The 23588-nt window shown below is 71.4% G+C and carries 19 protein-coding genes; 7 read left to right on the forward strand and 12 right to left on the reverse strand.

The genetic code is table 11. The features are described from left to right. Positions 1–10: 10 nt before the first annotated feature. From ribH to IF23_RS0101040, 6 genes are all read left to right on the forward strand, one after another. Positions 11–496, forward strand: a complete 486-nt coding sequence (gene ribH, locus IF23_RS0101015; RefSeq protein WP_030278678.1) for a 6,7-dimethyl-8-ribityllumazine synthase — start codon at positions 11–13, stop codon at positions 494–496. Positions 497–673: 177 nt separating this feature from the next. After that, positions 674–946 carry a phosphoribosyl-ATP diphosphatase gene (locus IF23_RS0101020; RefSeq protein ID WP_030278680.1) on the forward strand — a complete coding sequence of 91 codons (273 nt, stop codon included), beginning with the start codon at positions 674–676 and terminating at the stop codon, positions 944–946. Between the two features lie 50 nt (positions 947–996). Further along, positions 997–1845, forward strand: coding sequence for an ATP phosphoribosyltransferase (gene hisG, locus IF23_RS0101025; protein WP_030278682.1), 849 nt, complete (start codon positions 997–999; stop codon positions 1843–1845). Positions 1846–1891: 46 nt separating this feature from the next. Beyond that, entirely contained in the window at positions 1892–2344 is a 453-nt protein-coding gene (locus IF23_RS0101030) for a PH domain-containing protein (RefSeq protein WP_030278684.1), read from the forward strand. A gap of 189 nt (positions 2345–2533) precedes the next feature. Then, complete coding sequence (locus IF23_RS0101035) at positions 2534–3889, forward strand: hemolysin family protein (RefSeq protein WP_030278686.1); 1356 nt, start codon at positions 2534–2536, stop codon at positions 3887–3889. Next, positions 3886–5040: a hemolysin family protein gene (locus IF23_RS0101040; RefSeq protein WP_078653708.1), complete on the forward strand. Its 1155-nt coding sequence runs from the start codon at positions 3886–3888 to the stop codon at positions 5038–5040. Before IF23_RS0101035 ends, IF23_RS0101040 begins: the two co-directional genes overlap by 4 nt. Positions 5041–5098: 58 nt before the next feature. Here the strand turns inward: IF23_RS0101040 and IF23_RS0101045 are convergent, their stop codons facing one another. Together IF23_RS0101045 and IF23_RS0101050 are read right to left on the reverse strand one after the other, a co-directional pair. Further along, positions 5099–6976 carry an AAA family ATPase gene (locus IF23_RS0101045; protein ID WP_030278689.1) on the reverse strand — a complete coding sequence of 626 codons (1878 nt, stop codon included), beginning with the start codon at positions 6974–6976 and terminating at the stop codon, positions 5099–5101. 481 nt (positions 6977–7457) lie between these two features. Further along, complete coding sequence (locus tag IF23_RS0101050) at positions 7458–8042, reverse strand: nucleoside/nucleotide kinase family protein (protein ID WP_030278691.1); 585 nt, start codon at positions 8040–8042, stop codon at positions 7458–7460. A 248-nt stretch (positions 8043–8290) separates the two neighbouring features. Here IF23_RS0101050 and IF23_RS0101055 point away from each other — a divergent pair, with 248 nt between their 5' ends. Beyond that, complete coding sequence (locus IF23_RS0101055; protein WP_030278694.1) at positions 8291–9667, forward strand: peptidase C39 family protein; 1377 nt, start codon at positions 8291–8293, stop codon at positions 9665–9667. 203 nt (positions 9668–9870) lie between these two features. Here IF23_RS0101055 and IF23_RS0101060 read toward each other — a convergent pair whose 3' ends face one another. The 10 genes from IF23_RS0101060 to IF23_RS0101105 all read right to left on the reverse strand — a co-directional run bounded on the left by IF23_RS0101060 (position 9871) and on the right by IF23_RS0101105 (position 23542). Next, positions 9871–10248, reverse strand: a complete 378-nt coding sequence (locus IF23_RS0101060; RefSeq protein WP_030278697.1) for a nuclear transport factor 2 family protein — start codon at positions 10246–10248, stop codon at positions 9871–9873. Between the two features lie 279 nt (positions 10249–10527). Further along, positions 10528–11376 (reverse strand): immunity 49 family protein, encoded by an 849-nt coding sequence (locus IF23_RS0101065; protein WP_030278698.1) that lies wholly within the window; start codon positions 11374–11376, stop codon positions 10528–10530. Positions 11377–11727: 351 nt separating this feature from the next. Continuing rightward, positions 11728–12579 (reverse strand): immunity 49 family protein, encoded by an 852-nt coding sequence (locus IF23_RS0101070; RefSeq protein ID WP_030278700.1) that lies wholly within the window; start codon positions 12577–12579, stop codon positions 11728–11730. An 11-nt stretch (positions 12580–12590) separates the two neighbouring features. Then, on the reverse strand, positions 12591–15371 hold the full coding sequence (locus IF23_RS0101075) for a hypothetical protein (RefSeq protein WP_030278702.1): 2781 nt from the start codon (positions 15369–15371) through the stop codon (positions 12591–12593). Then, on the reverse strand, positions 15368–15820 hold the full coding sequence (locus IF23_RS0101080) for a DUF6507 family protein (RefSeq protein WP_030278704.1): 453 nt from the start codon (positions 15818–15820) through the stop codon (positions 15368–15370). Before IF23_RS0101080 ends, IF23_RS0101075 begins: the two co-directional genes overlap by 4 nt. Positions 15821–15943: 123 nt before the next feature. Beyond that, positions 15944–16255 (reverse strand): pore-forming ESAT-6 family protein, encoded by a 312-nt coding sequence (locus IF23_RS0101085; RefSeq protein WP_030278706.1) that lies wholly within the window; start codon positions 16253–16255, stop codon positions 15944–15946. 47 nt (positions 16256–16302) lie between these two features. Beyond that, positions 16303–16635, reverse strand: coding sequence for a hypothetical protein (locus tag IF23_RS0101090; RefSeq protein ID WP_030278708.1), 333 nt, complete (start codon positions 16633–16635; stop codon positions 16303–16305). A gap of 175 nt (positions 16636–16810) precedes the next feature. Further along, the gene (locus IF23_RS0101095) at positions 16811–18229 is read right to left on the reverse strand and encodes a DUF6177 family protein (protein WP_030278710.1); all 1419 of its coding nucleotides are present in this window, start codon (positions 18227–18229) and stop codon (positions 16811–16813) included. 85 nt (positions 18230–18314) lie between these two features. Then, on the reverse strand, positions 18315–22274 hold the full coding sequence (locus IF23_RS0101100) for a type VII secretion protein EccC (protein ID WP_030278712.1): 3960 nt from the start codon (positions 22272–22274) through the stop codon (positions 18315–18317). A gap of 56 nt (positions 22275–22330) precedes the next feature. Then, positions 22331–23542 (reverse strand): ATPase, encoded by a 1212-nt coding sequence (locus IF23_RS0101105; protein WP_078653709.1) that lies wholly within the window; start codon positions 23540–23542, stop codon positions 22331–22333. Between the last annotated feature and the right edge of the window lie 46 nt (positions 23543–23588).

Here is a 23588-nt window from a genome sequence, read left to right on the forward strand (position 1 = left end):
GAGGAGAACCGTGAGCGGCAAGGGCGCACCCGAACTGACCGTGAAGAACTGCCGGGACCTGCGGGTCGCCGTGATCGCCGCGCAGTGGCACGAGCAGGTGATGGACGGCCTGGTGAGCGGCGCCCTGCGCGCCCTGACCGACCTCGGCATCGACGAGCCGACCCTGCTGCGGGTCCCCGGCGCCTTCGAGCTGCCGGTCGTCGCGAAGGTCCTCGCCGGACGCGGCTACGACGCGGTCGTCGCGCTCGGCGTCGTCATCCGCGGCGGCACCCCGCACTTCGACTACGTCTGCCAGGGCGTCACCCAGGGCCTGACCCAGGTCGCCGTCGACACCGGCGTCCCCATCGGCTTCGGCGTGCTGACCTGCGACACCGATCAGCAGGCCCTGGACCGCGCCGGTCTGGCCGGCTCCACCGAGGACAAGGGCCACGAGGCGGTCACCGCCGCCGTCGCCACCGCCGCCACCCTCCGCACGGTCTCCGAACCCTGGCGCTGACGGGAACGCGCCCACCCGTCGCCCACCACCACCCTTCACCCGAGGCGCTGCGCCCCCGCCCGTCGCCCACCACCACCCTTCACCCGAGGCGCTGCGCCCCCGCCCGTCGCCCGCCACCACCCTTCACCCGAGGCGCTGCGCGCCGCAGCGACATTGCCCGCTAGGGTATGGAGCACCATGTCCAAGAAGACGTTCGAGGAGCTCTTCGCCGAGCTCCAGCAGAAGGCCGCCACCGGCGACCCCGTGACCTCCCGTACCGCCGAGCTGGTGCAGTCCGGTGTCCATACGATCGGCAAGAAGGTCGTCGAAGAGGCCGCCGAGGTGTGGATGGCCGCGGAGCACGAATCCGACGACGCCGCCGCCGAGGAGATCTCCCAGCTCCTCTACCACCTCCAGGTGATGATGATCGCCAAGGGCATCTCCCTCGACGACGTCTACGCCCACCTCTGAGCCCCGCTCACCCCGTCACACCTCACCCACCGAAGGAAGAAGAGCACCTCATGCTGCGCATCGCTGTCCCCAACAAGGGTTCACTGTCCGAGCCTGCGTCGGCGATGCTCCATGAGGCCGGGTACCGCCAGCGCAAGGACCGCCGGGAACTGGTCCTCGTCGACGCGCAGAACGAGGTCGAGTTCTTCTTCCTGCGCCCCCGCGACATCGCCGTCTACGTCGGCTCCGGCAAGCTCGACATCGGCATCACCGGCCGCGACCTGCTGCTGGACTCCGGCTCGCAGGCCGAGGAGATCCTCCAGCTCGGCTTCGCCGGTTCCACCTTCCGGTACGCGACCCGCCCGGGCACCGCCACCGACGTCAAGGAGTTCGGCGGCATGACCGTCGCCACCTCCTTCTCCGGTCTGGTCAAGAAGCACCTCGCGGACAACGGCGTGGACGCCGACGTCGTCCACCTCGACGGCGCCGTCGAGACCGCCATCCAGCTGGGCGTCGCGCAGATCATCGCGGACGTCGTCGAGACCGGCACCACGCTGCGCAACGCCGGACTGGAGATCATCGGCGAGCCGATCCTCACCTCCGAGGCGGTCGTCATCCGCCGCACCGGCGCCCCCGCCGACGACCCGAAGGTCCGTCAGTTCCTCCGCCGGATGCAGGGCGTCCTCGTCGCCCGCCGTTACGTGATGATGGACTACGACATCCGCGTCGAGCACGTCGAGAAGGCCGTCTCGCTCACCCCGGGCCTGGAGTCGCCGACCGTCTCCCCGCTGCACCACGAGGGCTGGGTCGCGGTCCGCTCGATGGTCCCGTCCAAGGAGGCCCAGCGCATCATGGACGAGCTGTACGACCTCGGCGCCCGCGCCATCCTCACCACCGGCATCCACGCCTGCCGCCTCTGACGGCCCGCAGCCCCCGCACCCTCCCCTCCGACGGAAGACCCACGACGTGTCCGCGCCCCTGCCCAGCCTGCCGGTGACCTTCCGGCCGACCCGCACCCGGGTCGTCCTGTACCTCGTCGGCCTCGCCCAGCTCGCGGCCCTCACCGCGATCGGTGTGGCGCTGCCCAAGCTGTCCGGCGGGGAGCGGATCAGCTTCGTCTTCACCGGTCTGCTGGTGTTCGCCGTCCTCCTGCTGCTCGCCCGCCCCAAGGTGGTCGCCCGGCAGGAGGGCGTCACCGTCGTCAACCTCACCACCCGCCGCGAACTGGCCTGGGCCCAGGTGCTGCGCGTCAACCTCCGGCAGGGCGACGCGTGGGTCCACCTCGACCTCGCCGACGGCACCAGCCTGCCCGCGATGGGTATCCAGCCCGGCATCGCCCGCCAGCAGGCCATCCGCGACGCCCGCGCCCTGCGCGACCTCGCCGAAATCCACGGCACCGGCGCCTCCGCCACGGCCTGACCCGCCGTCCGGTGGCCCTGCCGTAACCGGCTCCCGCCTGTTTACCCTGTTCCCCACGGCGCGCTCCCGCGCCCGCCCCTGCCCGGGGCCACTGCGACCTGAGGAGTGACTCCCTCCAGCAATGGACGGATCGTCCTGTAGTACCTGCGCCGCCCCCTTGGACCCCCCGGATACGACGGAGGCGGCGGCATGACCGGCCCCCTCCTGCTGCTCACCGCAGCGCTCGTCCTCATCCTGGCCAACGGCTTCTTCGTGGCCGCGGAGTTCGGACTCGTCACCGTGGAGAAGGCCGACGCCGAGCGGGCCGCCGACGACGGCGACCGCCGCGCCGCCACCGTCGTCGCCGCCCTGCGCGAGCTGTCCTTCCAGCTCTCCGGCACCCAGCTGGGCATCACCATCACCTCCCTCGTCGTCGGCATGCTCGCCGAACCGGCGCTCGCCGCCGTCCTCGACGGGCCGCTGACCGCGACCGGGCTGCCCCGCGGCGCCGTGTCCGGCATCTCGGTGGTGACCGGCATGCTCCTCGCCTCCGCCGTCCAGATGGTCGTCGGCGAACTGGTGCCGAAGAACTGGGCGGTCTCCAAGCCGCTCCAGGTGGCCCGCTTCGTCGCCGGACCGCAGAACGCCTTCTCGCGCTTCTTCCGCCCGGTGATCACCCTGCTGAACACCGTCGCCAACCGCCTGGTCCGCGCCCTCGGCGTGGAGCCCACCGACGAACTGGCCTCCGCCCGCACCCCCGGCGAGCTGGTCTCCCTCGCCCGGCACTCCGCACAGGCAGGTGCCATCGAGCAGGACACCGCCGACCTCTTCGTCCGCACCCTCGCGCTCGGCGAGCTGACGGCGGAGAACGTCATGACGCCCCGGGTGCGGGTCAGCGCCCTCCAGGCGTCCGCGACCGCCGAGGACGTCGTCAACCTCACCCGCGCCACGGGCCTGTCCCGCTTCCCGGTCTACCGCGCCCGCCTCGACGAGGTCGTCGGCATGGTGCACCTCAAGGACGCGCTGGCCGTCCCGGCGCACGACCGGCTGCGTACGCCCGCCGCACGGATCGCCGTGCCGCCGCTCCAGGTACCGGCGACGCTCCCCGTCGCCCCGCTGCTGGAGCGGCTGCGCAGCGAGGCGCCGATAGCCGTCGTCGTCGACGAGTACGGCGGCACCGCGGGCGTCGTCACCCTGGAGGACATCATCGAGGAACTGGTCGGCGAGGTCCGCGACGAGCACGACGGGGTGGACCTGCCCGAGCTGGCCCAGGCACCCGCCGAGGACGGCCGCCCCACCTGGGACGCCGACGGCGGCTGCCGCGTCGACACGCTGCGGCGGATCGGCCTGGCGGCCCCCGACGGTCCGTACGAGACGGTCGCCGGGCTGGTCGCCCACATACTCGGCCGGATCCCGGCCCCGGGCGACACCGCCGAACTCGACGGCTGGCGGCTGCGGGTGCGGCTGGTCGCGCACCATCGCGCCGAGCGGATAAGGATCGTCCGCACGGCTCCCGTGGGCGTCGCCCGGGAGGCCGTCGGCGCCGGGGCGGAGGCGGCCCGGTGACCTTCGCGCAACTCCTCCTCGCCGTTCTCCTCGTCCTCGCCAACGGCTTCTTCGTCGGCGCCGAGTTCGCCCTCGTCTCCGTGCGCCGCAGCCAGATCGAGCCGCTGGCCACCGAGGGCTCCAAGCGGGCCCGGCAGGTGCTGCACGGGCTGGAGAACCTGCCGCAGATGATGGCCGCCGCACAGTTCGGCATCACCGTCTGCTCGCTGACCCTGGGCGCCGTCGCCGAACCGACCGTCGCCCGGCTGCTGGAACCGCTCTTCGCCGCGGTCCATCTGCCCGCCCCGCTGATCCATCCGCTCGGCTACGCCATCGCGCTGGCCGTGGTGGTCTTCCTCCACCTCGTCATCGGCGAGATGGTGCCGAAGAACCTGGCGATGGCGGCGCCCGAGCGGACCGCGCTGTGGTTCAGCCCGGGCCTGGTCGCCTTCGCCCGGCTCTGCCGCCCGGTCACCGCACTGCTCGGCGCCTGCGCCAGGGGAGTGCTGCGGCTCTTCCGCGTCGAGCCGAAGGACGAGGTCGAGGCGGTCTTCACCAGCGAACAGCTCACCCACCTCGTCGAGGACGCCGGACAGGCCGGACTGCTCGCCCCCGCCGAACAGGAGCGGCTGTCCGACGCCCTGGAGCTGGGCAGCCGCCCGGTCACCGACGTCCTCCTCGACCGGGCCCGGCTGGTGACGGTCGACGCGACGGTCACCCCGCGCCAGGTGGAGGAGCTGACCGTCGCCACCGGCTACTCCCGCTTCCCGGTCTGCGCGCCGGGCGGCGCGTACATGGGCTATCTGCACGTCAAGGACGTCCTGGACCTGGAGGAGCGGGACCGGGCGGTGCCGCAGCGGATCTGGCACCCGATGACGACGCTCCGCGCCGAACTCCCCCTGGACGACGCGCTGACCGCGATGCGCCGGGCCGCCTCGCACCTCGCCGCGGTCGCCGGTCCGACCGGCCGGGTGCTCGGCCTCGTCGCACTGGAGGACGTCCTGGAGATGCTGGTCGGGGAGGTCCACGACCCGGCGCACCGCACCGAGTCGCCCTCGCACGGCGCCCGCGACACGGCCGCGCCCGTTCCGGCCGCCGTCCCGGACGCCACCGGCGCCGAGGTGGCCGGGGGCGCCGGGCTCCCCGACGGGGACCGCGCGCTGACCGGCTGATCCGACCGGCTGACCCGACCGGCCCAGGGGCCCGTCCCGCCGCCGCGCACCGCGCGGTTCAGAGCGGGGCGGGCCCCGCCGCGTCCGGGCCGCGCCCCGAGCGCACCTCGCCGTACGCCTGGATCAGATCGGGCAGCCGGAGGGTGGCGAGGTCCTCGCGGCCCGGGGTGCCGCGCCAGGTGGAGAGCCGCAGATCGCGGTAGGCGCAGCTCTTCTCGTACAGGGTGCGCAGGAAGCGGCCGTTGCCCAGTTCGTCGATCCAGCCCTGGTCGACGACGTGGCCGCTGATGCTGCGCAGCTCGTCGCGGGCCTCGTCGTCCCAGCGGTCGCCGTTCTCCTCGGCCAGCACCTCGCCGATCGCGGTCAGCTCGCCCGGCCGGTAGCTGGGGAAGTCGACCCGGCTGGTGAACCGCGACGACAGCCCCGGGTTGGTCGCCAGCAGCCGGTCCATGCCCTCGGGATAACCGGCCAGGATGACGACGAGCCGGTCGCGGTTGTCCTCGGCCCGCTTGAGCAGCACCTGCAACGCCTCGTCGCCGTAGGCGTCGCCCTTGCTGTAGCCGGTGTTGGAGAGGCTGTACGCCTCGTCGACGAAGAGGACGCCGCCGAGCGCCGAGTCGATCAGATCGTTGGCCTTGACGGCGGTCTGGCCGAGGAACTCGCCGACCAGATCGGCGCGTTGCGCCTCCACCAGATGGTCGCCGCCCAGCAGCCCCAGCGCGTAGAAGACCCGGCCGAGGATGCGGGCCACCGTCGTCTTGCCGGTGCCGGACGGGCCGGAGAAGACGAAGTGCCGCTTGGGCGGCTGCACCGGCAGCCCCTGCCCGGCCCGCAACCCGGCCATCCGCAGCTGCGCGGAGAGCGCCCGCACCTGCCGCTTCACCGGCTCCATGCCGACCATCCGCTCCAGCTCCGCCAGCGCCTGCTCCAGCAGCACGGGGTCGGCGGGCCCGGCCGCCCGCCCGGCGGCCCGCTGCCCGGGCACCGCCGCCTTGCGCCGGGCAGCGGACGCCGCATCGGGCACCGCACCCGCCGCCTCCGGGAAGCCCGCCTCACCGGCGCCCGTCTCCCAGCCGTCGACGGCGTCGAGCGGGGCGAGCGGATCGGGGTCCCGCCCGGCCTCCTGACCCGCGGCGGGCACGGTCGCGAGATCGCCGCCCTCCTCCAACCCGTCGGCCTGGGTGATGGTGGCCAGCCGCGCCGCGGTGTCCATGAACGACCGGTCGACGCGGTGCACCGCGCGGTACAGGGGGAGCGCGGCGGCGCTGCGGCCGGTGCCCTCGTGGGCGCGGGCGAGCCAGTACCGCAGCTCCTTGCGCTGCGGCTGCTCGCTGCGGCACCGCATCAGCGCGGCCGACAGCAGCGGCGCCGCCTGCCCGTACATCTCCAGCCGCACCCGCGCCATCCCGCCGAACAGCCCCGCCTCGATGCCCAGCACCGGATCGTCCAGCAGCGGTTCGGTGTGGCGGACGAGCTGCTCCCAGTCCTTGACGAGATAGGCGCGGCAGGCGTGCAGGAAGCGGACCTGCGGATCGGCCTCGACCGGCGGGCACCCGGCCAGCGCCTGGTCCAACTCCGCGACATGGCGGCCGTCGAGCCAGTGCGAGGCGTGCGCGAGCAGCAGATCGCGGCGGCTCTCCAACACCGGCTGCACCCACCAGCCCAGCCAGTACCAGGAGTTGAGGGGGCGTCGGTGGCGGGTGCGCTGTTCGCCGAAGCGGTCGCGGTGGCGGTGCATCCGCAGCAGGGCGGTCGAGGTGTCGGCGCGCAGCGCGTGCAGACCGAGCCAGGCGTCGGCCATCGTCGGATCCATCCGTACCGCGGCCCGGAACTCCTCCTCGGCCTGCGGATACGCGCCGACGGTGTACGCGTCGACCGCGCGCAGCCAGGCGAGTTCGGCCGGGGCGGGCGGCGCGCCCGGTGTACCCAAGTCCATCGCATCCCCCACAGAACGTGCCCCGGTGTCCCGCCGACCGGCTGCCACGCCGTCGCCGAAGCACCGTACGCCGTACGGGAGTTGCCGCCGCCCCGCAGCCGTCACCGGCCCCTCGCACGCCCCTGCCGTGGCACCGACTCGCATGGTACCCGGGGTGTCGCCGCAGGCCGTAGGGGGCGACAGGGGATGCGCGGAAGGGGGCAGAGAGGGGCGCACACGGCGCGAACGGGGCGGTGACCCACGGTGAGGGGAAGAGAGGCGCCGAAGCGGCGAATGGGGGTGTCAGGGCAGAACGAAGCCCCCGATCACGGGGGAACAACCGGGGGCTTCGCGTCTGCGGGCGACTCCGTGAGCCGCACAATGAGAACGTAAGTCCTGTACGCCCCCCAGGTCAAGCCGAGTTGGACAGTCGGCGGGTCCTCACCACCCGGCACCCGCGCCGCCCCCAAGTCCGGTGACACAGCGTAAAGGTGACGTTCCTTCAGGTCGCCGAACCGGGCCCCGCGGACACCTCGTACCCCACCGCTCCCTGCCGCACCAGAAGGTCGGCGTACGGACGTGACGGATCTCCCGCGAAGTGCGTCCGCTCCGCCGGGATCCAGCCATCCCAGAACTCGGTGAGAGCCGGTCCGTCCCGGAGCCGCCCCCGCTCCCAGGACGGCTCGTCCGCCAGCTCCATCCACAACAGACAGGCCAGCTGCGGCCGCACCGCCCGGCGCCCGACCCCCACGCCCTCCACCAGCACCACCGGCTCCGGCGCCACCTCCCGCACCTCGCCGTACTCCCGGCGCACCCAGTCGTACACCTCGTACCGCGCCCGCTCGCCCCGGGACAGCGGCGCCAGCACCTGCTCCCGGAACCGCTCCGCCCAGCCGAAGAGCCAGGCGTGGCAGGCCAGGTCGTCGGTGCGGACGACCGGCGCGCCGCCCAGCGCCGCGGCCAGCCGCCGGGCGAAGGTGCTCTTCCCCGACCCCGCGTGCCCGTCCACCCCGATCAGCCGCACCGGACCGCAGGACGGCGGGAGCGCGGCGAGGCGGGCGGCGAGCGGGGCCAGGGTGTCGTTCATCGCGCCAGCGTACGTACCCCGCGGCCGCCGCCCACATCGGCCCGGCGACGCGCGTCCGACCGCTGGCCGAAATGTGGGGGCACCCGCGATAGTTGATCCCTGCCCGAACGGGCGCCGCGGCCGTGCCCGGCGCCCGCCCTCCGTGGCGCCCGGCGCGGATACGCCGTCCGGGAGTCACCCGACCGTGTTCCGCCCGCCGTCCGCACCGCCCGCGTTCCCGTACGCCGCACCCGACTGGGGGAATCCCGATGACACCTTCCGCGTCCCGCCGCACCGTCCTCGCCGCCGCACTCGCCGCGGCCGCGGCCACCGCGGCCCCCGTCGCGGCCGCCGCGCCGCGCCGCACGGGCTCCGGGCCCGCGCCGCGGGCGGCCCGCCCGAGGAGAACCGTGGATCACCACGACTGGACCACCGCCGCCGACTGGGCGCGCGGCACCCACGACGGGACCGGCCCGGCGCCGTCCGCCCGCGCCGGGATCCGGCTGCGGCGGCCCGCCGGGACCGCCGAGTACCACGACCCGCACACCGGCCGCACCGCCGCCTGGGAGTACGCCACCTGGACCGGCCCCCGCCACCCCCTCGCCGTCCCGGCCACCGAACTCGTCGCCGCCTGGAACGCCCACACCCCGCCCGGCACCTGGATCACCGTCGAGGCACGCGCCGACTACTCCGACGGCGGCCGGACGCCCTGGTACGTCATGGGCCGCTGGACCTCCGGCGACGGCGACGCGGACATCCGCCGCACCTCCGTCGACGGCCAGAAGGACGGCCGCAGCAGCGTCTCCACCGACACCCTGGCGATCGACGACGCGGCGTCCGGCACCCGATTCACCGCCTACGCCCTCCGCGTCACCCTGCACCGCACCCCGGGCACCACCGCCACCCCCACCGTCCACCGGCTCGGCACGATGGGCTCGGACATCCCCGCCCGCTTCGAGGTCCCGGCCTCCGTCCCCGGCCCCGCCACCGGCCGCGAGCTGCCCGTCCCGCGCTACTCCCAGGAGATCCACAAGGGCCAGTACCCGGAGTACGACAACGGCGGCGAGGCATGGTGCAGCCCCACCTCCTCCCAGATGATCGTCGAGTACTGGGGCCGCCACCCCGCCCCCGAGGACCTCACCTGGGTCGACCCCTCGTACCAGGACCCCCAGGTCTGCCTGGCCGCCCGCCGCACCTACGACAACCAGTACCAGGGCTGCGGCAACTGGCCCTTCAACGCCGCCTACGCCGCCACCTACCCCGGCCTCCAGTCCGTGGTGACCCGCCTGACCTCCCTCACCGACGCCGAACACCTCATCGCCGCCGGTATCCCCGTCATCACCTCCCAGTCCTTCCTCGCCACCGAACTCACCGGCGCGGGCTACGGCACCGCAGGCCACCTCATGACCGTCATCGGCTTCACCCCCGACGGCGACGTCATCGCCAACGACCCCGCCTCCCCCGACGACCCCGCGGTCCGCCGCGTCTACCACCGCCGGGAATTCGAGACCATCTGGCTCCGGACCAAGCGCTACGACGCGGAGGGCAAGGTCAGGAGCGGGAGCGGGGGAGTGTGTTACCTGTACTTCCCGGTGGATTTGGGGCCGGTTCAGCGCGCCGCGCTGCGGGAGGTCGGGATCCGGTAGGACGCCCGCGCCGCCGGGCGGGCCGACTTCCGCCGCGGGAGGTCGGCCCCGGAGGACCGGAGGAGTAGCCCCGCCCGGCGGCTGGGGGCCCGCCCGTCCTCGGGTACGGGTCAACCGTGACCTCGACGGAACGGTGCCCGAGCCAGCGGACCCTTCATGAATGACGGGCAACTCTGTGCGTCAGCATCAGGGTTGCCCATTACTCAGGAGGCGGACGGCTCGATCTCCCCCGCGAAGACGATGACCTGGTCGATGAGGCTCCGCCGCAGATGGACGACGTCCGTTCCCGCCAGGCGGGGGCCTCCGTCAGGCGTGGTGAAGACCCACTGGTACCGGGCCCATTCGCCGGGCATGTCCACCGCCGAGCAGCGCACCATCGTGCCGGTCCCCGCCGGGTGGCGCCGGATGTCCAGCACGAACCGCTCGACCGCCGCGATTCCCTCGCTGCGACCCAACGGCCCCCAGAAGACCACGTCCGAGGTCAGGGCCTGGGAGAGCAGGGCGGTCACATAACTGTCGTCCGAGGCGTTGAACGCGGAGATGAATGTGTCGATCGCGGAACGTGCGGTCTCTTCCTGCATGCCCCAGTAATACCAGCCGCCTCACGCACACTCGAACCACGAGCCGCCTCCCGATCACGGTGAACCATTCCGGTCACAGCACCAGGTGCGCAGGGTGCGCCGTCGAAGGCTCTCGGCAAGGCGTGGGCGGCCTACCGGCAGCGGGGTCACGACCTCGACCGACCTCGGAATGCTCCCCGCCAGCCATCGGTAGACCGACCACGGCCACGGGGCATCCGTCCGCGGACTTCCCCTACCCGAGCGTCTCGCGAATGGTCGTAGGTAGGCGAGGCGTTGGTGTTACGCGTCGAACTCGCCGCGCCAGGCGAAGTCGAGGAGAGCCTCGGGGAGATAGTCGGTCTCGACCTCGACCGGGATGCCGTTGGCCTTGGCCAGGCAGGCGATTGCCAGCGGGGCGAGGGCCACGACGCCCAGGACGTTGTGGGCCCGGTCCTCGTCGGCAGTCCAGTACGCCTTGTGCCAGCGGACGGCGTCGGCCAGGGACTCGTTGAAACCGGCGGCGTCGTTGCGCAGGTAGCGGTAGAGCATCATGATCGGCGGGTAGCGGAGGTTGCCCATCTCCTCCGCGTCGACGACGCGGGCGTGGTCGGGAGCACTCAGGTCCACGGCGTTCACCAGGTGTGTGCGCAGGTCGTCCCGGCGGAGCCAGAAGCTCTGGAGGGTCTCCACCCAGGCGTAGGTGTACTCGTCCAGGACACCGCCGAAGTCGCGCAGCAGGGACACCGGGATCCGCGCCAGCATGTCGAGGCGGGCCGCTTCACGGCAGATGACCGCGAGGTAGAAGGCGTCGAGCCAGGCGTCCGCGTTGAGGTAGGTCTGCGGTCCGGTGGTGGCGAGGTGGCGCTCCTCCTGGCGGATCTTGCAGCTGACCGTTTCCTGATCGGAAGCGGTGGCGGCGAAGACGGCCGAATGCACCTGCATGGCCAGCAGCCAGGATTCCCAGGTCTCCAGCATGCCGGCACTGGGATCCCCGACACAGCGGACGAGGGCGACGTTCAGCGACTCCATGACGGCATCTGACCTGGAGTTGTGCGAGGTCTCGATCTCCTCCAACGAATAGGACAGAGACTCCTCCATGACGGGCACGACCGCCGCCATCTCGTCCTTGTCGTAGTCCTGGCGCGTCATGTTCACGGACACTGTCTCCTACCTCACTAATACCTAGCCCCTCACCCGGCGCCGAGGGGCTAGCCAGCGCGAACCGGCCCGCTGTCCGGCCCATCGGGGCCTTCGGAGCCCTCCTGCCATCGGGCAGGGGTGACGCTATCGGGCAGGGGTGACGCTGCGGCCTACGGCCACCGTCTGATCTACAGTCTTCGCACACCGATGATCAGCGGTGGCTGTACCTGGACCCCAGACCTACCTCAGTAGCGAGATCACGACCTACGACTGGCGCAAGAGAAGTTCGGCGAACGGCTCGGCTCAGGGGGCGTGTCGCCTGCCGGGAGATGACGGTCGGCGCTGAGGGGCTACTTGTTTTTACGTAGGGAACTCGCCGCACCAGTTGCGCCCCAGGAGGGCGGTCGGCAGGTACTCGGACTCGACCTCGATGGGGATGCCTGCGTCGTGGGCGAGGCAGGCCATGGCGAGCGGGGCGAGAGCGACGAGCCCCGAGATCTGGAAAGCCCTGCTCTCCTCGCTCCAGTATTCCTTGTGCCATTGGAGGGCATTGGCGAGCGCTCGGTTGAAGCCGGGAGCGTCCTTGCGGATGAAGCGGTGGAACATCTCCATCGGCGGGTACAGCAGCTTGCCCACCGTCTCCGGATCGGCGACGGCTTGCGGGTCGGTGCCGTCAACTGCGGCAACCAGCTTCGGGACGAGATCCTGACCGCCGCGCCAGTAGGTCTGGAGCGTGTCAACCCAGGTGTAGTGGTATTCCTCGAAGTGTGGACCATTCTCCCGCAGCAGCGATATGGGTACCTGGCACAGGGCCGAGATCCTGTCCTTCTCCCGGCACACCAACGCCAGGTAGAACGCTGTGATCCACGAGCCCGGATGCACATACCACTGCGGACCGGTGGCCTGAAGAACGCGGTCCTTGTGCGCGATGCGGCACTGGACATGGTCCTCTGCCGTGGTCGCCACGGCGAATGCGGCAGAGCCGACCTGCATGGCGTTGACCCAGGCATCCCACGTGGGGAAGAGCGATGCCTGCGGGTCCATCAGACAGTGCGCCTCGGCCAGAGTGAGCGTGGTGCCCAGGGCGTCTCCCAGATTGGCGGAGCCCGCCTCCAGACCGTCAATCAGCTCCTGTGCGTTCTCCTGGAGCACGGCGAGGCCTTCTTCCGCGTTCCCCGTAGGAAAGGGATGGCGGGGGATGATCGAGACCAACGCGTTTCTCCTTAGAAGAGCTTGAAGTGCTTGAGCTCGGCGCCAGCATACTTACCGGTGTTCTCGGTGGCCTGCACGAGAACGTATTGCAGGGTCTTGTTCTGAATAGCCGCTTTTATTTCTCTGGCGTACTTGGCGTCTTTCGGTGATACGAAAGCACGTTGCTCCATATCAGCCACGATCGTGCGGACGTACTCGAGAGTTCCTTGCTTCACCAAGGTGCCACTGTCGAGCCTACCGTTGCCCTGGCGCCAGTCGAGCCTCGCATTGGGGCCCTTCGCCTCGACGATGATGAGGTTACCTTCCTTATCTCGCCAGAGCTGGTCGAACCTCTTCGAGCCGTTTGCTGTCTCCGGAAGGTCAGTGATCTCCCGGCCCCCTTCGAATTCATGCTGCAGGAGCATGTGCCGGCGCGCGGCCTCCTCGCCGAGGGCTTCACCGAGCTTGCTGTTGTTGGAGACACCCTCGCCGACCGTTGCGTGGAAGTGGTCCTGCGCATCGGTGAGCGCCTTCGCGGTCTCATCGGTCGGGTTGGTCTGGTAGGCCCTCTCGGCATTGGTCAGGTCCATGCCGGCCACACGCTTGGCCGAGACCTCGTCGAGGTGATCGATGCCTTGCGGATCGACCGTGTCCCGGCCTCGCACCAGGTCGTCGAGGTGGTACGCCTCCGGATTCGCGTACGGCAGGTTGTCGGCCGCCATCCAACTGCCGTCAGGCTTCTCGACGAGCTTTGGCAGGAGCTGGCCGTCGACCAGCTCAGTGGAACTGTTGCGCTTGCCAGGCCCCCATTTGTCGTAGTGCTGCGCGCGCCAGATGGGATCCTCGTTGGCGAGCCGGACGTGTTCGCGGGTGATCGCCTCCCGTTCAGTGGGCGTCCGCTCGCCGGCCGGCTTCTCGCGGGCGGCCTCGTACTCCGCCCGACGGGCCGCGTCGTCGGTGCCGCGAGCTGGGTCACCCACGCCGTCTGGGCGGGTGGTGCTGGTCGGCGGAATCTCTGGATGGTCACCGCCCGGGACGCCAGTGTTTGCCGAGGAGCCGCCTGAGACAGTGTGGTCGGCCGTAGAACTGCTCGGCACGTCGCGGGGGTCGGCTGTGGACGTGGTGTCCGCAGGGTTCCGGGCGTCGGTATGGCCGGAGCTGCCTGCCCCGTGGTCCAGGTTGTTCCTGGGCATGTGGTCAGCTGCGTGGCTGCCGGAGGAGTGGCCCACGGTGCTACCGGGCGCCGTGCCGGTGTGACCGGGTGGGGGGCCGCCCGCGGTATGGGCCAGCTCATGGATTCCCGAACCGTCACGTATGACGTCGTCTCCCCGCCCGCCGACGCCAACCGGGACCCGCTGCTCCTGGCGGACCGGCGTCTCGACCGGTGGGTTGTCTGCGCCCGAGGCAGAGGCGTCCTTGGGGGCGTGGTGGGCGTCTTGGAGGAGGTTGCCGTTCTTGTTGTAGAGGTTGCCGGTGGCGTCTGTGTAGTTGCCGGTGAAGGGGTCTTTCACCGTGTGGGGTGGGAGGGTGACGGTGCCTTCGGGCAGTTTGATGGTGCCGTCCGGGAGTTTGGTGGCGCCTTCCGGGATGGGGGTGTCCTTGGGGAGTTGGATCGAGCCGTCGGCCATGTGGAGGGAGCCCTCGGGTAGGGCGAAGGCGCCTTCGGAGATCTGTGGGATTTTGAAGTAGCCGGTGTCCTTGAGGTGGGCCATGACGGCGCCGATTTTCGATACTCCCGTGCCTGCGCCCTTGAAGATGTAGGTCATCGGGTCGATGGCCTTGCCCGCCTTGCCTGCGAAGGACATGACCTTGGCTGCGGCGCCTGCCTTGCCTGCGCCTGATGCGGCGGCGCCTGCGCCTTCGGTGAAGATGGCGGTCAGGACGTTGAAGGTGACGGCACCGGCGGCGCGGGGGGCGTTGGATTCCCATTGGTCCCAGGCCACGAGTGCCTTGCCGGTTTCCTTCATCGCGGTGCGGGAGTCGCGGAGCCAGGAGGGGAGTTTGTCGCCGGGGATGGCGAGGAAGGCGGGGCCCACGAGGGGCATGGTGGTGATCGAGATGCCGGTGGCGAGCTTGGCGAGACCGGTCCATGCCTGGCCGGCGGCGTCCCACCCGTCGACGCAGAGCAGGGTGCCCAGGCCCCTGATGGTGCCCCAGACGCCGTCGACGATGACGCCCTTGCCGAAGTCGTAGGCGTGCCGCCATACCTTCCACCACGGCACGGATTCTTCGACGGCGTCGCCCCAGGGCAGGTGCTTGGACTGCTTGAGGTCTTCGGCGTGGTAGCCGTAGCCCGTTTTGTGGGAGCCGTCGATCGCGTGCAGTTTCTTGCCGCCGACCAGGCCGACGATCTTGGCGTGGCAGTCGCGTTCGGCTGCCTGGAAGGCTGTCCAGACCTCGGCGATCTTGTTGCGGCGGTTGAGGTTTTCGTCGGTCAGGTCGCCGTCCTCGTCCCAGTCGTCGTCACCGTCGACCTTGTGGCGGAAAGCGGCGGCGTCCCGCTTGAGTTGATCGAGCTGCTTGACGAGCGGGGCGATTTCACGGGCGTAGGTGCCCAGCGCCTTGGCGATGACCTGTACGTCCGCACTGATGTCGCGGGCCTTGTCCGCCACGGGCTTGGTGACGGCGAACAGCTGCTCCGCCTCGGGCGCCTGGTAGAAGGCGGAGAGTCCGCCGAAGGACGTGTGGACGTCCGAGCCGGCGGTCTGGACCTTGGGGCCGCTGTGGGACAGCGCCTTCACCTTGGATTCGAGAACGTCCAGATCGCCGGTGAAGACCGGCACCTCTGCCGGGTCGACCGGAGCGTTACTCACTTCTTCCCCCCGAAGCCCTTCAACGCATCCACCCGCACCTCTCGGGCAGCGACCTGGGCGTTCCTCGCCGCCTCCAGATCGCCCTGGACGTACTCATTGGTGGCTTTCGCCGCGCCCAGGACGGCGGCTTGGCAACGGTCGGCCATCGCCTTGAAGTCTGACTGGCGTGCTTTCGCGTACTCGCCCAATGCCGCGGCCACCGGCCCCGTCGCACCGTGCGGCATGAGGCCGGGTGCCACCGGCCCCACCGGCTTGTACCCCGCGGCCACCGGCTGCCCGCTCGGCAGCACCTGGGCCTGGGAGCCCGGCACGGCCGTACCCGCGGCCTGCGCCGCCTCCCGTATGTCCGCCAGCAGCGTGCGGAGAACTTTCCCGAGGTCCTCGGCATGGGTGCCGACGACCTTCAGCTGGCCCTGCACGCCCTGCGGCTGAATGTCCCACGACGCCATGAACGCCCCCTGAATTCCTCTCTGCCGCACCGCCACTACTACCTGCGGCGGTGCCCCCCTACGGCCGGAAACCCGTTGGCGCACGGTGAAGACTGCTCTTCAGCCGGGGCGCCCGGGCCGGGATCAGCCGATGTTGTCGACCGCGGACTTCGCGCGGGCCAGTGTCTGGTGCGCGGTCGCGTCGTTCTTCTCCAGCGTCGTCTTGAGCAGGTGGATGATGCTCTTGACCTCCTGCGAGGCGCGGTTCCAGCGCATCTCCTTGCCGTGGTACTCCTCCGCGACACCGTCCGCGGTGAAATCCGCCATGGCCTGCTTCACCTGCGCGTCGCGCGCCGCCATCACCTGCTCCAGGCGCGCGATCACCGCTTGGATGTTGCCCTGCGCCTCGGCCGATGCGCCCGAGTCGTACGAACGGCGGTCCTTGCCGGCAGTCATCACAATCCTCCCCGTTGAGAGCTGAGTACGCGTCCCTGATCGGGCGGTCAGCGGCCCGAGAAGCGGGCCGCGTCGAAGTTCGCCGCCGACATCTGTGTCCGGGCGTTGTCGGCCTGTTCCTGGACGCCGGAGCTGAACGCGGACTCCATGCCCGACTGGCCGCCCACGATCCCGGCCAGTGCGCTGTTCAACTCGGCGGTGATCTGGTCCGCGTGCGACTTGAACGTGTCGAAGGCCGCCTTGCCGGAGCCGTTGAACTTGCCCTCCAGCGGCTGGGCCGCCTGAACGAGCTGGCGGATCAACGTCCCCAGCTCCGTGCTCGACCCCTGCGACCGCGACCTCAGCGTCGAGAGCGTCTGCGCTCCCATGTCGAACTTCATCGGGCTCCCCCCAGCGGACTTGACGATCGTATGTACGGATATGCCTATCAACTGCGGATCGCTGGTGCAATCTGCTGTTCCGATGCTACGGCCGGGGTGTGACAACAGCTCAGCGCCGTTTTCCGTCCCCCGTCGCTGCGGTGGAGGCCGAAGGCCCACTCCGGCCCGGGCCCTCTCACTCGCCCTTCAGATGCCGCATCAGGCGCTCGAAGTCCTGCCAGCCCGACAGGTCCGACGGGTCTCCCGGCAACGGGTAGTACATCGCGGGGCGGGTCTTCGGGCCGAGGGGGAGGGGAGGCTCGGACAGCGGGGTGCGCCGGGCGCGGTCGTCCGGCATCTGGCGGACCTCCTCCGCGCCCAGGACGAAGGCGAAGGGGACCCCAGGGCCTTCGAAGCGGGGCGGCACCGCCAGATCGCGGCGGGCCTTGCGCAGCTGGACGAGCATCGACTGGAGGCGGTGGCGGGTGGCCAGCAGCTCCGCCGCCCGGGGCACGGCGTCCACCGGCGGCTCTTCGTCGGGCCCGTAGCCGAACATCAGCGTGACGTCTTCCTCCACGCCCGCCGTCGTCCGGCTGATACGCACCGTGGCGAGGCCCGGCCGTTCCGGGCTGCCGACCACCACGCACCATGTCGGCTCAGGGGCCCGTTCGCGGGCCAGGTCGCTGATCTGCCGCGGTGACCAGGGGAGATTGGCAGGTTCCGCGGTTCCCCACCCGGCCGGGGGTGCGCCGGTCAGTTCACGCCACACCGGCTCCAGGGCGCCGCCGAGGACCAGGCGGTCGTCCGCGGGGTGGACGGTGCGGAAGGTCACGGCCAGTTGACGCTCGCCACTGTCCACCACGTCCTGGTAGGAGGCGGCCACCGGGGTGTGCGGGTCGTCAGCGGTGGCCTCGGGCGATGCGACGGGGGCGAACATGCCGTCCTGCCAGTGCAGTACGGCCCCGGTCAGCCCGTCGTAGTAGCCGTCGCGTTCGTCGCGTACGACCCAGCGGGAGGGCCAGGTGCTGAGGCTCTCGCGGACGGCCGGGGAGAGCGTGGTGCCCGGCGGGGTGACGATCTGGAGGCCCAGCTCCGCGGTGGTGGCGGCGCGGTACGCATCGGAGAGCCAGGCGGTCATGGCGGCCACGGGGCGGTCCTGGATGACCACGGCGACCTTGTCGGTGAGGACGTCGACGGTGGGCTGCCCGGCGGCGGACGCGGGCGCCACTCGCGTGCCCTCGGTGTTCACCACGGCCAGGGAGCGCGCGGCCTCCGGCGGCCAGGCGGAGCCGTCGGCCAGTGCCGCCAATCGCGCCGCGAAGGTGCCCGCGAGGAGTTCGGCGTGTTCGACGCCGGTGGTGGCGCGGGCCTCCGTCCACCAGTACGGAACCGGCGGCGGTGTGGCGCCGAGCAGCCGCTCCGCCTCGCCCGCGACCTGGACGAGCAGCGGGGCCTCGACGGAGACGAGGGGGCGGCCCTCGCCGTCGCAGAGTCGCAGCACGGCGCCTTCACCGGTGGTGTCCACGAGCGTGTCGGGGCCTGCGGAGAGCAGTCCGGAGAGCACGGCCCCCGGGGTGGGCATGGTCCGGGTGAGGGCGATGACGTCCTTGGTCATGGGGTCGTCCGGTCCTTCGTCGTTCGTGGCATGGGTGCCGTGTGTCTCGTGGCCCGTGCGCTTGCGCGGGCTGGTCCCCGTTGACTCACGCCGGGGAATGGACGGTCTGGATGAGGCGGTTGGCGTGGCCCCGGCGGATGAGGACGCCGCGGCCGGTCGGTTGCGGGGAGGCGTACACGCCGGAGAACAGCTGGCCCTCGCCGCGGTCGCCCGACATGACGAGGGCGGCGGAGCCCGACTCGCGCAGCCCCTGGACCACGGGTTCGTAGAGGCCGCGGGAGGCGCCTGCGACGCGGCGGGTGAGGACGAAGTGGAGGCCGATGTCCACCGCGGAGGGGAGGTAGGGCAGGAACGGGGCGAGCGGTTCCTGGCCTGCGGTGGTGAGGACGTCGTAGTCGTCGACGAGTACCACGATCCGTGGGCCGCCGCCCCAGCTGCCGGGCTCCAGGTCCTGCGGGTGTGTGGTGCCGTCGGGCACCCGTTTGCTCAGGACGTCGGCGATGCCGTGGGCGAGGCCCGCGCAGAGACCGGCGTTGTACGCGTAGCCGCCGTTGAACTCCTCGGGGACCACGCCGCGCAGGGAGCGCCTGGGGTCCATCACGGCGAAGACCAACTCGTCCTCGCCGTACCGCTCGATCAGGCCACCGGCGACGGCCTTCAACAGGTTCGTCTTGCCGCATTCGCTGTCGCCCAGGACCAGGAGGTGCTGGTCGTGGTGGAAGAGGTCGAGCAGAACGGGCCGGAGCGCGGTCTGATCGAGACCGATCGGCACACACCGGGGCTCGGCGACCGGACCCGGCAGGAGGTCGGGCTGAAGGACGTGCGGCAGCATCCGGACCGGTGGGGCGACCTCGCCGCTCCAGGTGGCCCGGATCGTCCGGGCCGTGCGCTCCAGGACGGTGCCCACATCGGCGGCGTCGGTGAGCGAGTCGGTGCGGGGGAGCGCGACCTGTGCGAAGAGTTTCCCGTCCGTGAGCACGCGGCCGGGCTCGTCCGGCGAGAGGGTCTGGGCGAGCTTGTGGTCGATGCTGGACTCGCTCGGGTCGTTCAGCCGCAGCTCGACGCGGGTGCCGAAGTTCGACTGGACGGCGATGCGCGCGTCGTTCCAGCGGAGCATGCCCGCCACCACGTGGACGCCGTAGCCGCCACCGCGCTTGAGGATGTCGGCGACCTCGTCGTCCAGCTCCTCGAAGTCGTCCCGCAGCGCGCCGAAGCCGTCGATGACGAGCACGATCTCGGCGGAGGCCAGCTGGGGCAGCCGACCCGCCGCGTGCAGGTCGCGCAGCTGGGAGACGGAGTCGATGCCGTGCTCGCGGAAGACGCCCTCCCGCGCCGCGAGCATGGCCCGGACCTCTTCGACGGTGCGGGCGATACGTTCCCGGTCGGCGCGGCCCGCGACGCCGCCCACGTGCGGAAGCCCGGCCAGCGCCGCCAGGCCGCCGCCGACCAGGTCGAGACCGTAGACGCTGACCTCCTGCGGGGTGTGGGTCAGCGCCAGCGAGAGGACGAGGGTGCGCAGCAGCGTGGTCTTGCCGGACTGCGGACCGCCGATGACCGCGGCATGGCCGCCCGCCACCGTCAGGTCCAGGTACCACTGCCCCTGCCACTGCCTGGCCGGGTCGTCGAGGACCCCGAGCGGTATCTCCAGCGGACCGCGGCGCCGCGAGAGCTGCATCCCGCGCGCTCCGGCGACAGTATCCAGGGCGATGGCGTCGGGCAGCGGCGGCAGCCAGATCCGCCGTACCGGGCCCGCGGCGTTCTCCAACTGCTCCACCATGACGCCCAGCTCGGTCGGCCCCGTCTCACGGCGCCGCACCGTCGGCCCCTGGGCGTCCGCAACCTCTTCGGAGGACACGGTGTTGTAGGTGTCGTAGGGGAGGGCGAGCGGTGCGGTCTCCTCTTCGTCCTCGCGCTGTACGGGGCCTCGGTAGGCGCCCGAGACATAGCCGGCCTTGAAGCGGTCGTAGTGGCTGGTGTCGACCTTGAGGTAGCCGAAGCCGGGCAGCGGTGGCAGATGGAAGGCGTCGGTGGTGTCCAGGACCGTACGGGACTCGTCGGCGGAGAAGGTGCGCAGCCCGAGCCGGTAGGAGAGGTAGGTGTCCAGGCCCTTGAGCTTGCCGCCCTCGATGCGCTGGCTGGAGAGCAGCAGATGCACGCCGATGGAGCGGCCGATGCGGCCTATGGAGAGGAACAGATCGATGAAGTCCGGCTTGGCGGTGAGGAGTTCGCCGAACTCGTCGATGACGACGAAGAGGTGCGGCAGCGGCTCCAGATCAGGCCGTCCGTCGGCGCGCAGCGCGGCGTAATGGCCGATGTCGGCGATGTTGCCCGCGTCCTTGAGGACCTGCTGGCGGCGCTTGACCTCGCCCGCGAGCGAGGCGTGGACGCGTTCGACCAGTCCTGCCTGGTTCTCCAGGTTGGTGATCACGCCCGCCACGTGCGGCAGGTTCGCGAACGGCGCGAAGGTCGCGCCGCCCTTGTAATCGACCAGGACCAGGGCGAGATCCTCCGGCGGGTGGGTGGCCACCAGGGCGAGGACGAGAGTGCGCAGCAGTTCGGACTTGCCCGATCCGGTGGCGCCGACACAGAGGCCGTGCGGCCCCATGCCCAGCTCGGAGGACTCCTTCAGGTCCAGCAGCACCGGCTCGTGGGAGTCGTTGACGCCGATGGGCACCCGGAGGAAGGCGCGCTCGCCGCGCGGCGCCCACAGCTGCGCCAGATCCAGGTGCGCCATGTCGTCGATGCCGAGCAGCCCCGCGAAGTCGACGGGCCCGGTCAGGGGAGCGTCGACGCGGGACTCGGCGGACAACCGCAGCGGCGCCAGCATCCGGGCCAGCCCCTCGGCGAAGGAGACGCCGACCTCGTCCGCGGTGCCGTGCGCGACGACCGGCTCCTGGGCGCGCAGGTCCTCGACGACCACCTCGCCGCCGTCGACGGTGATCCGGACGCTGACCTGCCCCGGCTCCTGCACCCGCTGTTCGAGCAGGTGCAGCACGGTGACGCCCATCTCCCGCAGACCGACCGCCTCGTCGGGGCGCGGCAGATCGACGGCGTCCTCGCCGTGTCCGTCGGCGACGACGAGCAGCCGGGACACCATGGACAACGCATCGTTGCCGGACAGTCCGCGGCGCACCTCGGCCGCGTAGGACGCGCGGCGCCGCAGTTCGGGACCGAGCCGCCGGGCGAGCTGAGGTGTGGAGGGCGCTGTCCGGCGGGCGGCGATGGGGCCGTCGAACTGCTCGTCGTCGAGCAGATGCGGCAGCCACTTCGCCCACTCCCAGTCGGCGAGCCGGTCGCCCGGCACGGCCAGCGCCAGCGCCACATCGTCCGGTGAGTGCAGCGCCGCGGCCTGGACGAGCAGAGCACGCGCGATGCGCAGACAGTCCTCGCGGGGCCCGATGACGCTGATGTTGCCGACCCGGTCGAGCGGGACGGTGAGGGGGAGTTCGGTGCCGGTGCGGAAGCGGGTGATCAGCGCCGACGCCTCGTTGAGCATGAAACGGTCGGGCGGGGTGAGGACCGACGAGTCCTGCTGCGCGATCCTCAGGTCCTGGACCGGCATCTCGCCCGCGCCGACGCGCACGTGCAGGAAGTCGGCGTCGCGGCGGCGGCGCTCCCACAGACGCGCCGGATCGCGTACGAGGTCGTAGAGGGCGGGCGGCGGCGGGTTGAGAACATCGGCGCGCTCGCCCCGTCGGCGCTCCTCGGCGGAGAGCTCGTCGCGCAGTTCCTCAAGATAGGAGAGGTACGCCTCGCGCTGGGTGCGGCGGGTGCGCTGGGCCTTGCCGCGCTGCGAGAAGACCAGCGTGAGGGAGCCGATGACGGTGACGACGAGGATGATCGCGCCGAGCGCGGCGAACTGACTGTTGCGTACGACCGTCATCATCACCACGGAGGACATGACACCGGCGACGGGCAGCAGCGACATCGCGATATTGCCCGCCTTCCCCTCCGGAAGGTTCGGCGGTGCCTCGATGATGCGCGCTTCGGGGACGGCCGGGGGCCTGACGGTCCGGGCCGGGCGGTGGATCAGTCGGGTACTCATCGGGGTCCGTCAATCACAGTCGTCGTCCGTTGTTCACGGTCGGGCTCGGCATCTGGTCAGTGACGCTGCTGGGAGAGGCGGAAGGCGTCCGCGGCGATGCGCGTGGCCGCCTGCCTGGTCGAGTGGGCGAGCAGTGCGGTCCGGATCGGCCCGCCCGCTGCCAGATGCCGGTCGAACGGCAGGACCTGGACGCTCACCCCGGTGGCCTTGAGCCGCTCGGCGGCCTCGTCGACGTCGATCCGTGAGCGCGGCATCAATTCGGTGAGTACGACGACGGTGCCAGCGATCACGTGTGGCGGCAGCCCTTGCAACCACTGGAGCACCGCGTATGTGCTGGTGAGGCCCTCCGGCGTGGCCGGAGCGGTCAGCACGCGGCCGTGGGCGGCGGCGAGCGCGACCCGGGCCACCTCGGCGGGCAGCGTCTCGCAGTCGACGACCATCACACCGAAGTAGCGCCGCAGCGCCACCACGGCCCGCTCGTACGCCCGGCTGTCCAGCATCGCGCCGATCTGCCCCTGGCTCGCCGGCAGCAGCCAGGCGTTGTCGGGGAGCTGGACGAGATAGCCGGTGACGTCGAGCAGCGACATGTCCGGCTTGACGATGTCCGCGATCTCGCTCGTGGTCCAGCGCCGCGTCCGGGCGCCGAGCCGCAACGGCAGCGTGCCCAGCGCGGGATCGGCCTCCAGGACGAGAACCGGATCCTGCCGGTAGTGCGCGAACGTGGTGCCCAGCAACGAGGAGACGGTCGACTTGCCCGAGCCGCCCCGGATGGACGTCACGGCGATCTGCCGACCGGTCGTCACCGGCTGCTGAAGCACCCCGGCGGTCTGCGTGACCGCGGCGACCTCGCGTGCGGCCGACGAGGACAGCATGTGGCGCAGAGCGCGTGCGGCCCGCGCAGCAAAAGGCTCGCCGTGCTGCGGCTTGTGGCGTACGGCGTCGGCCAGCGCCTCGTCCACCACGGGGCGGGAGCCGGACGCACCGGAAGGCTGAGGAGCCGACGGGTATGCCGCGGGTGCGTGCTGCTCCTGCTTCCGAAGGTCGGCCTGCTGCGGCCGGACGCCCTGGTGCCCCGCCTGCTGCTCCTGCCCCGGCTGCGGTTGGTCGGCCTGCCCGTACTGCTCCTGGACCTGGGCGCGTGGTGCGGACGGGCCCGGAACGGACGAGGACACCTGGTGTGCCCCTCCGCCGGGGCCCCGCGCGCCCTGCGGGGCGCCGCCCCTCACCTCGCGCAGCACCTCACCCTGCCAGCTGTCGCCGCTCGGCATGCCTGACCTTCACCCCACCCTGCTCCGCCCGGAGCGCCTGCACATC

Source organism: Streptomyces catenulae, from assembly GCF_000718015.1.
Taxonomy (GTDB): Bacteria; Actinomycetota; Actinomycetes; order Streptomycetales; family Streptomycetaceae; genus Streptomyces; species Streptomyces catenulae.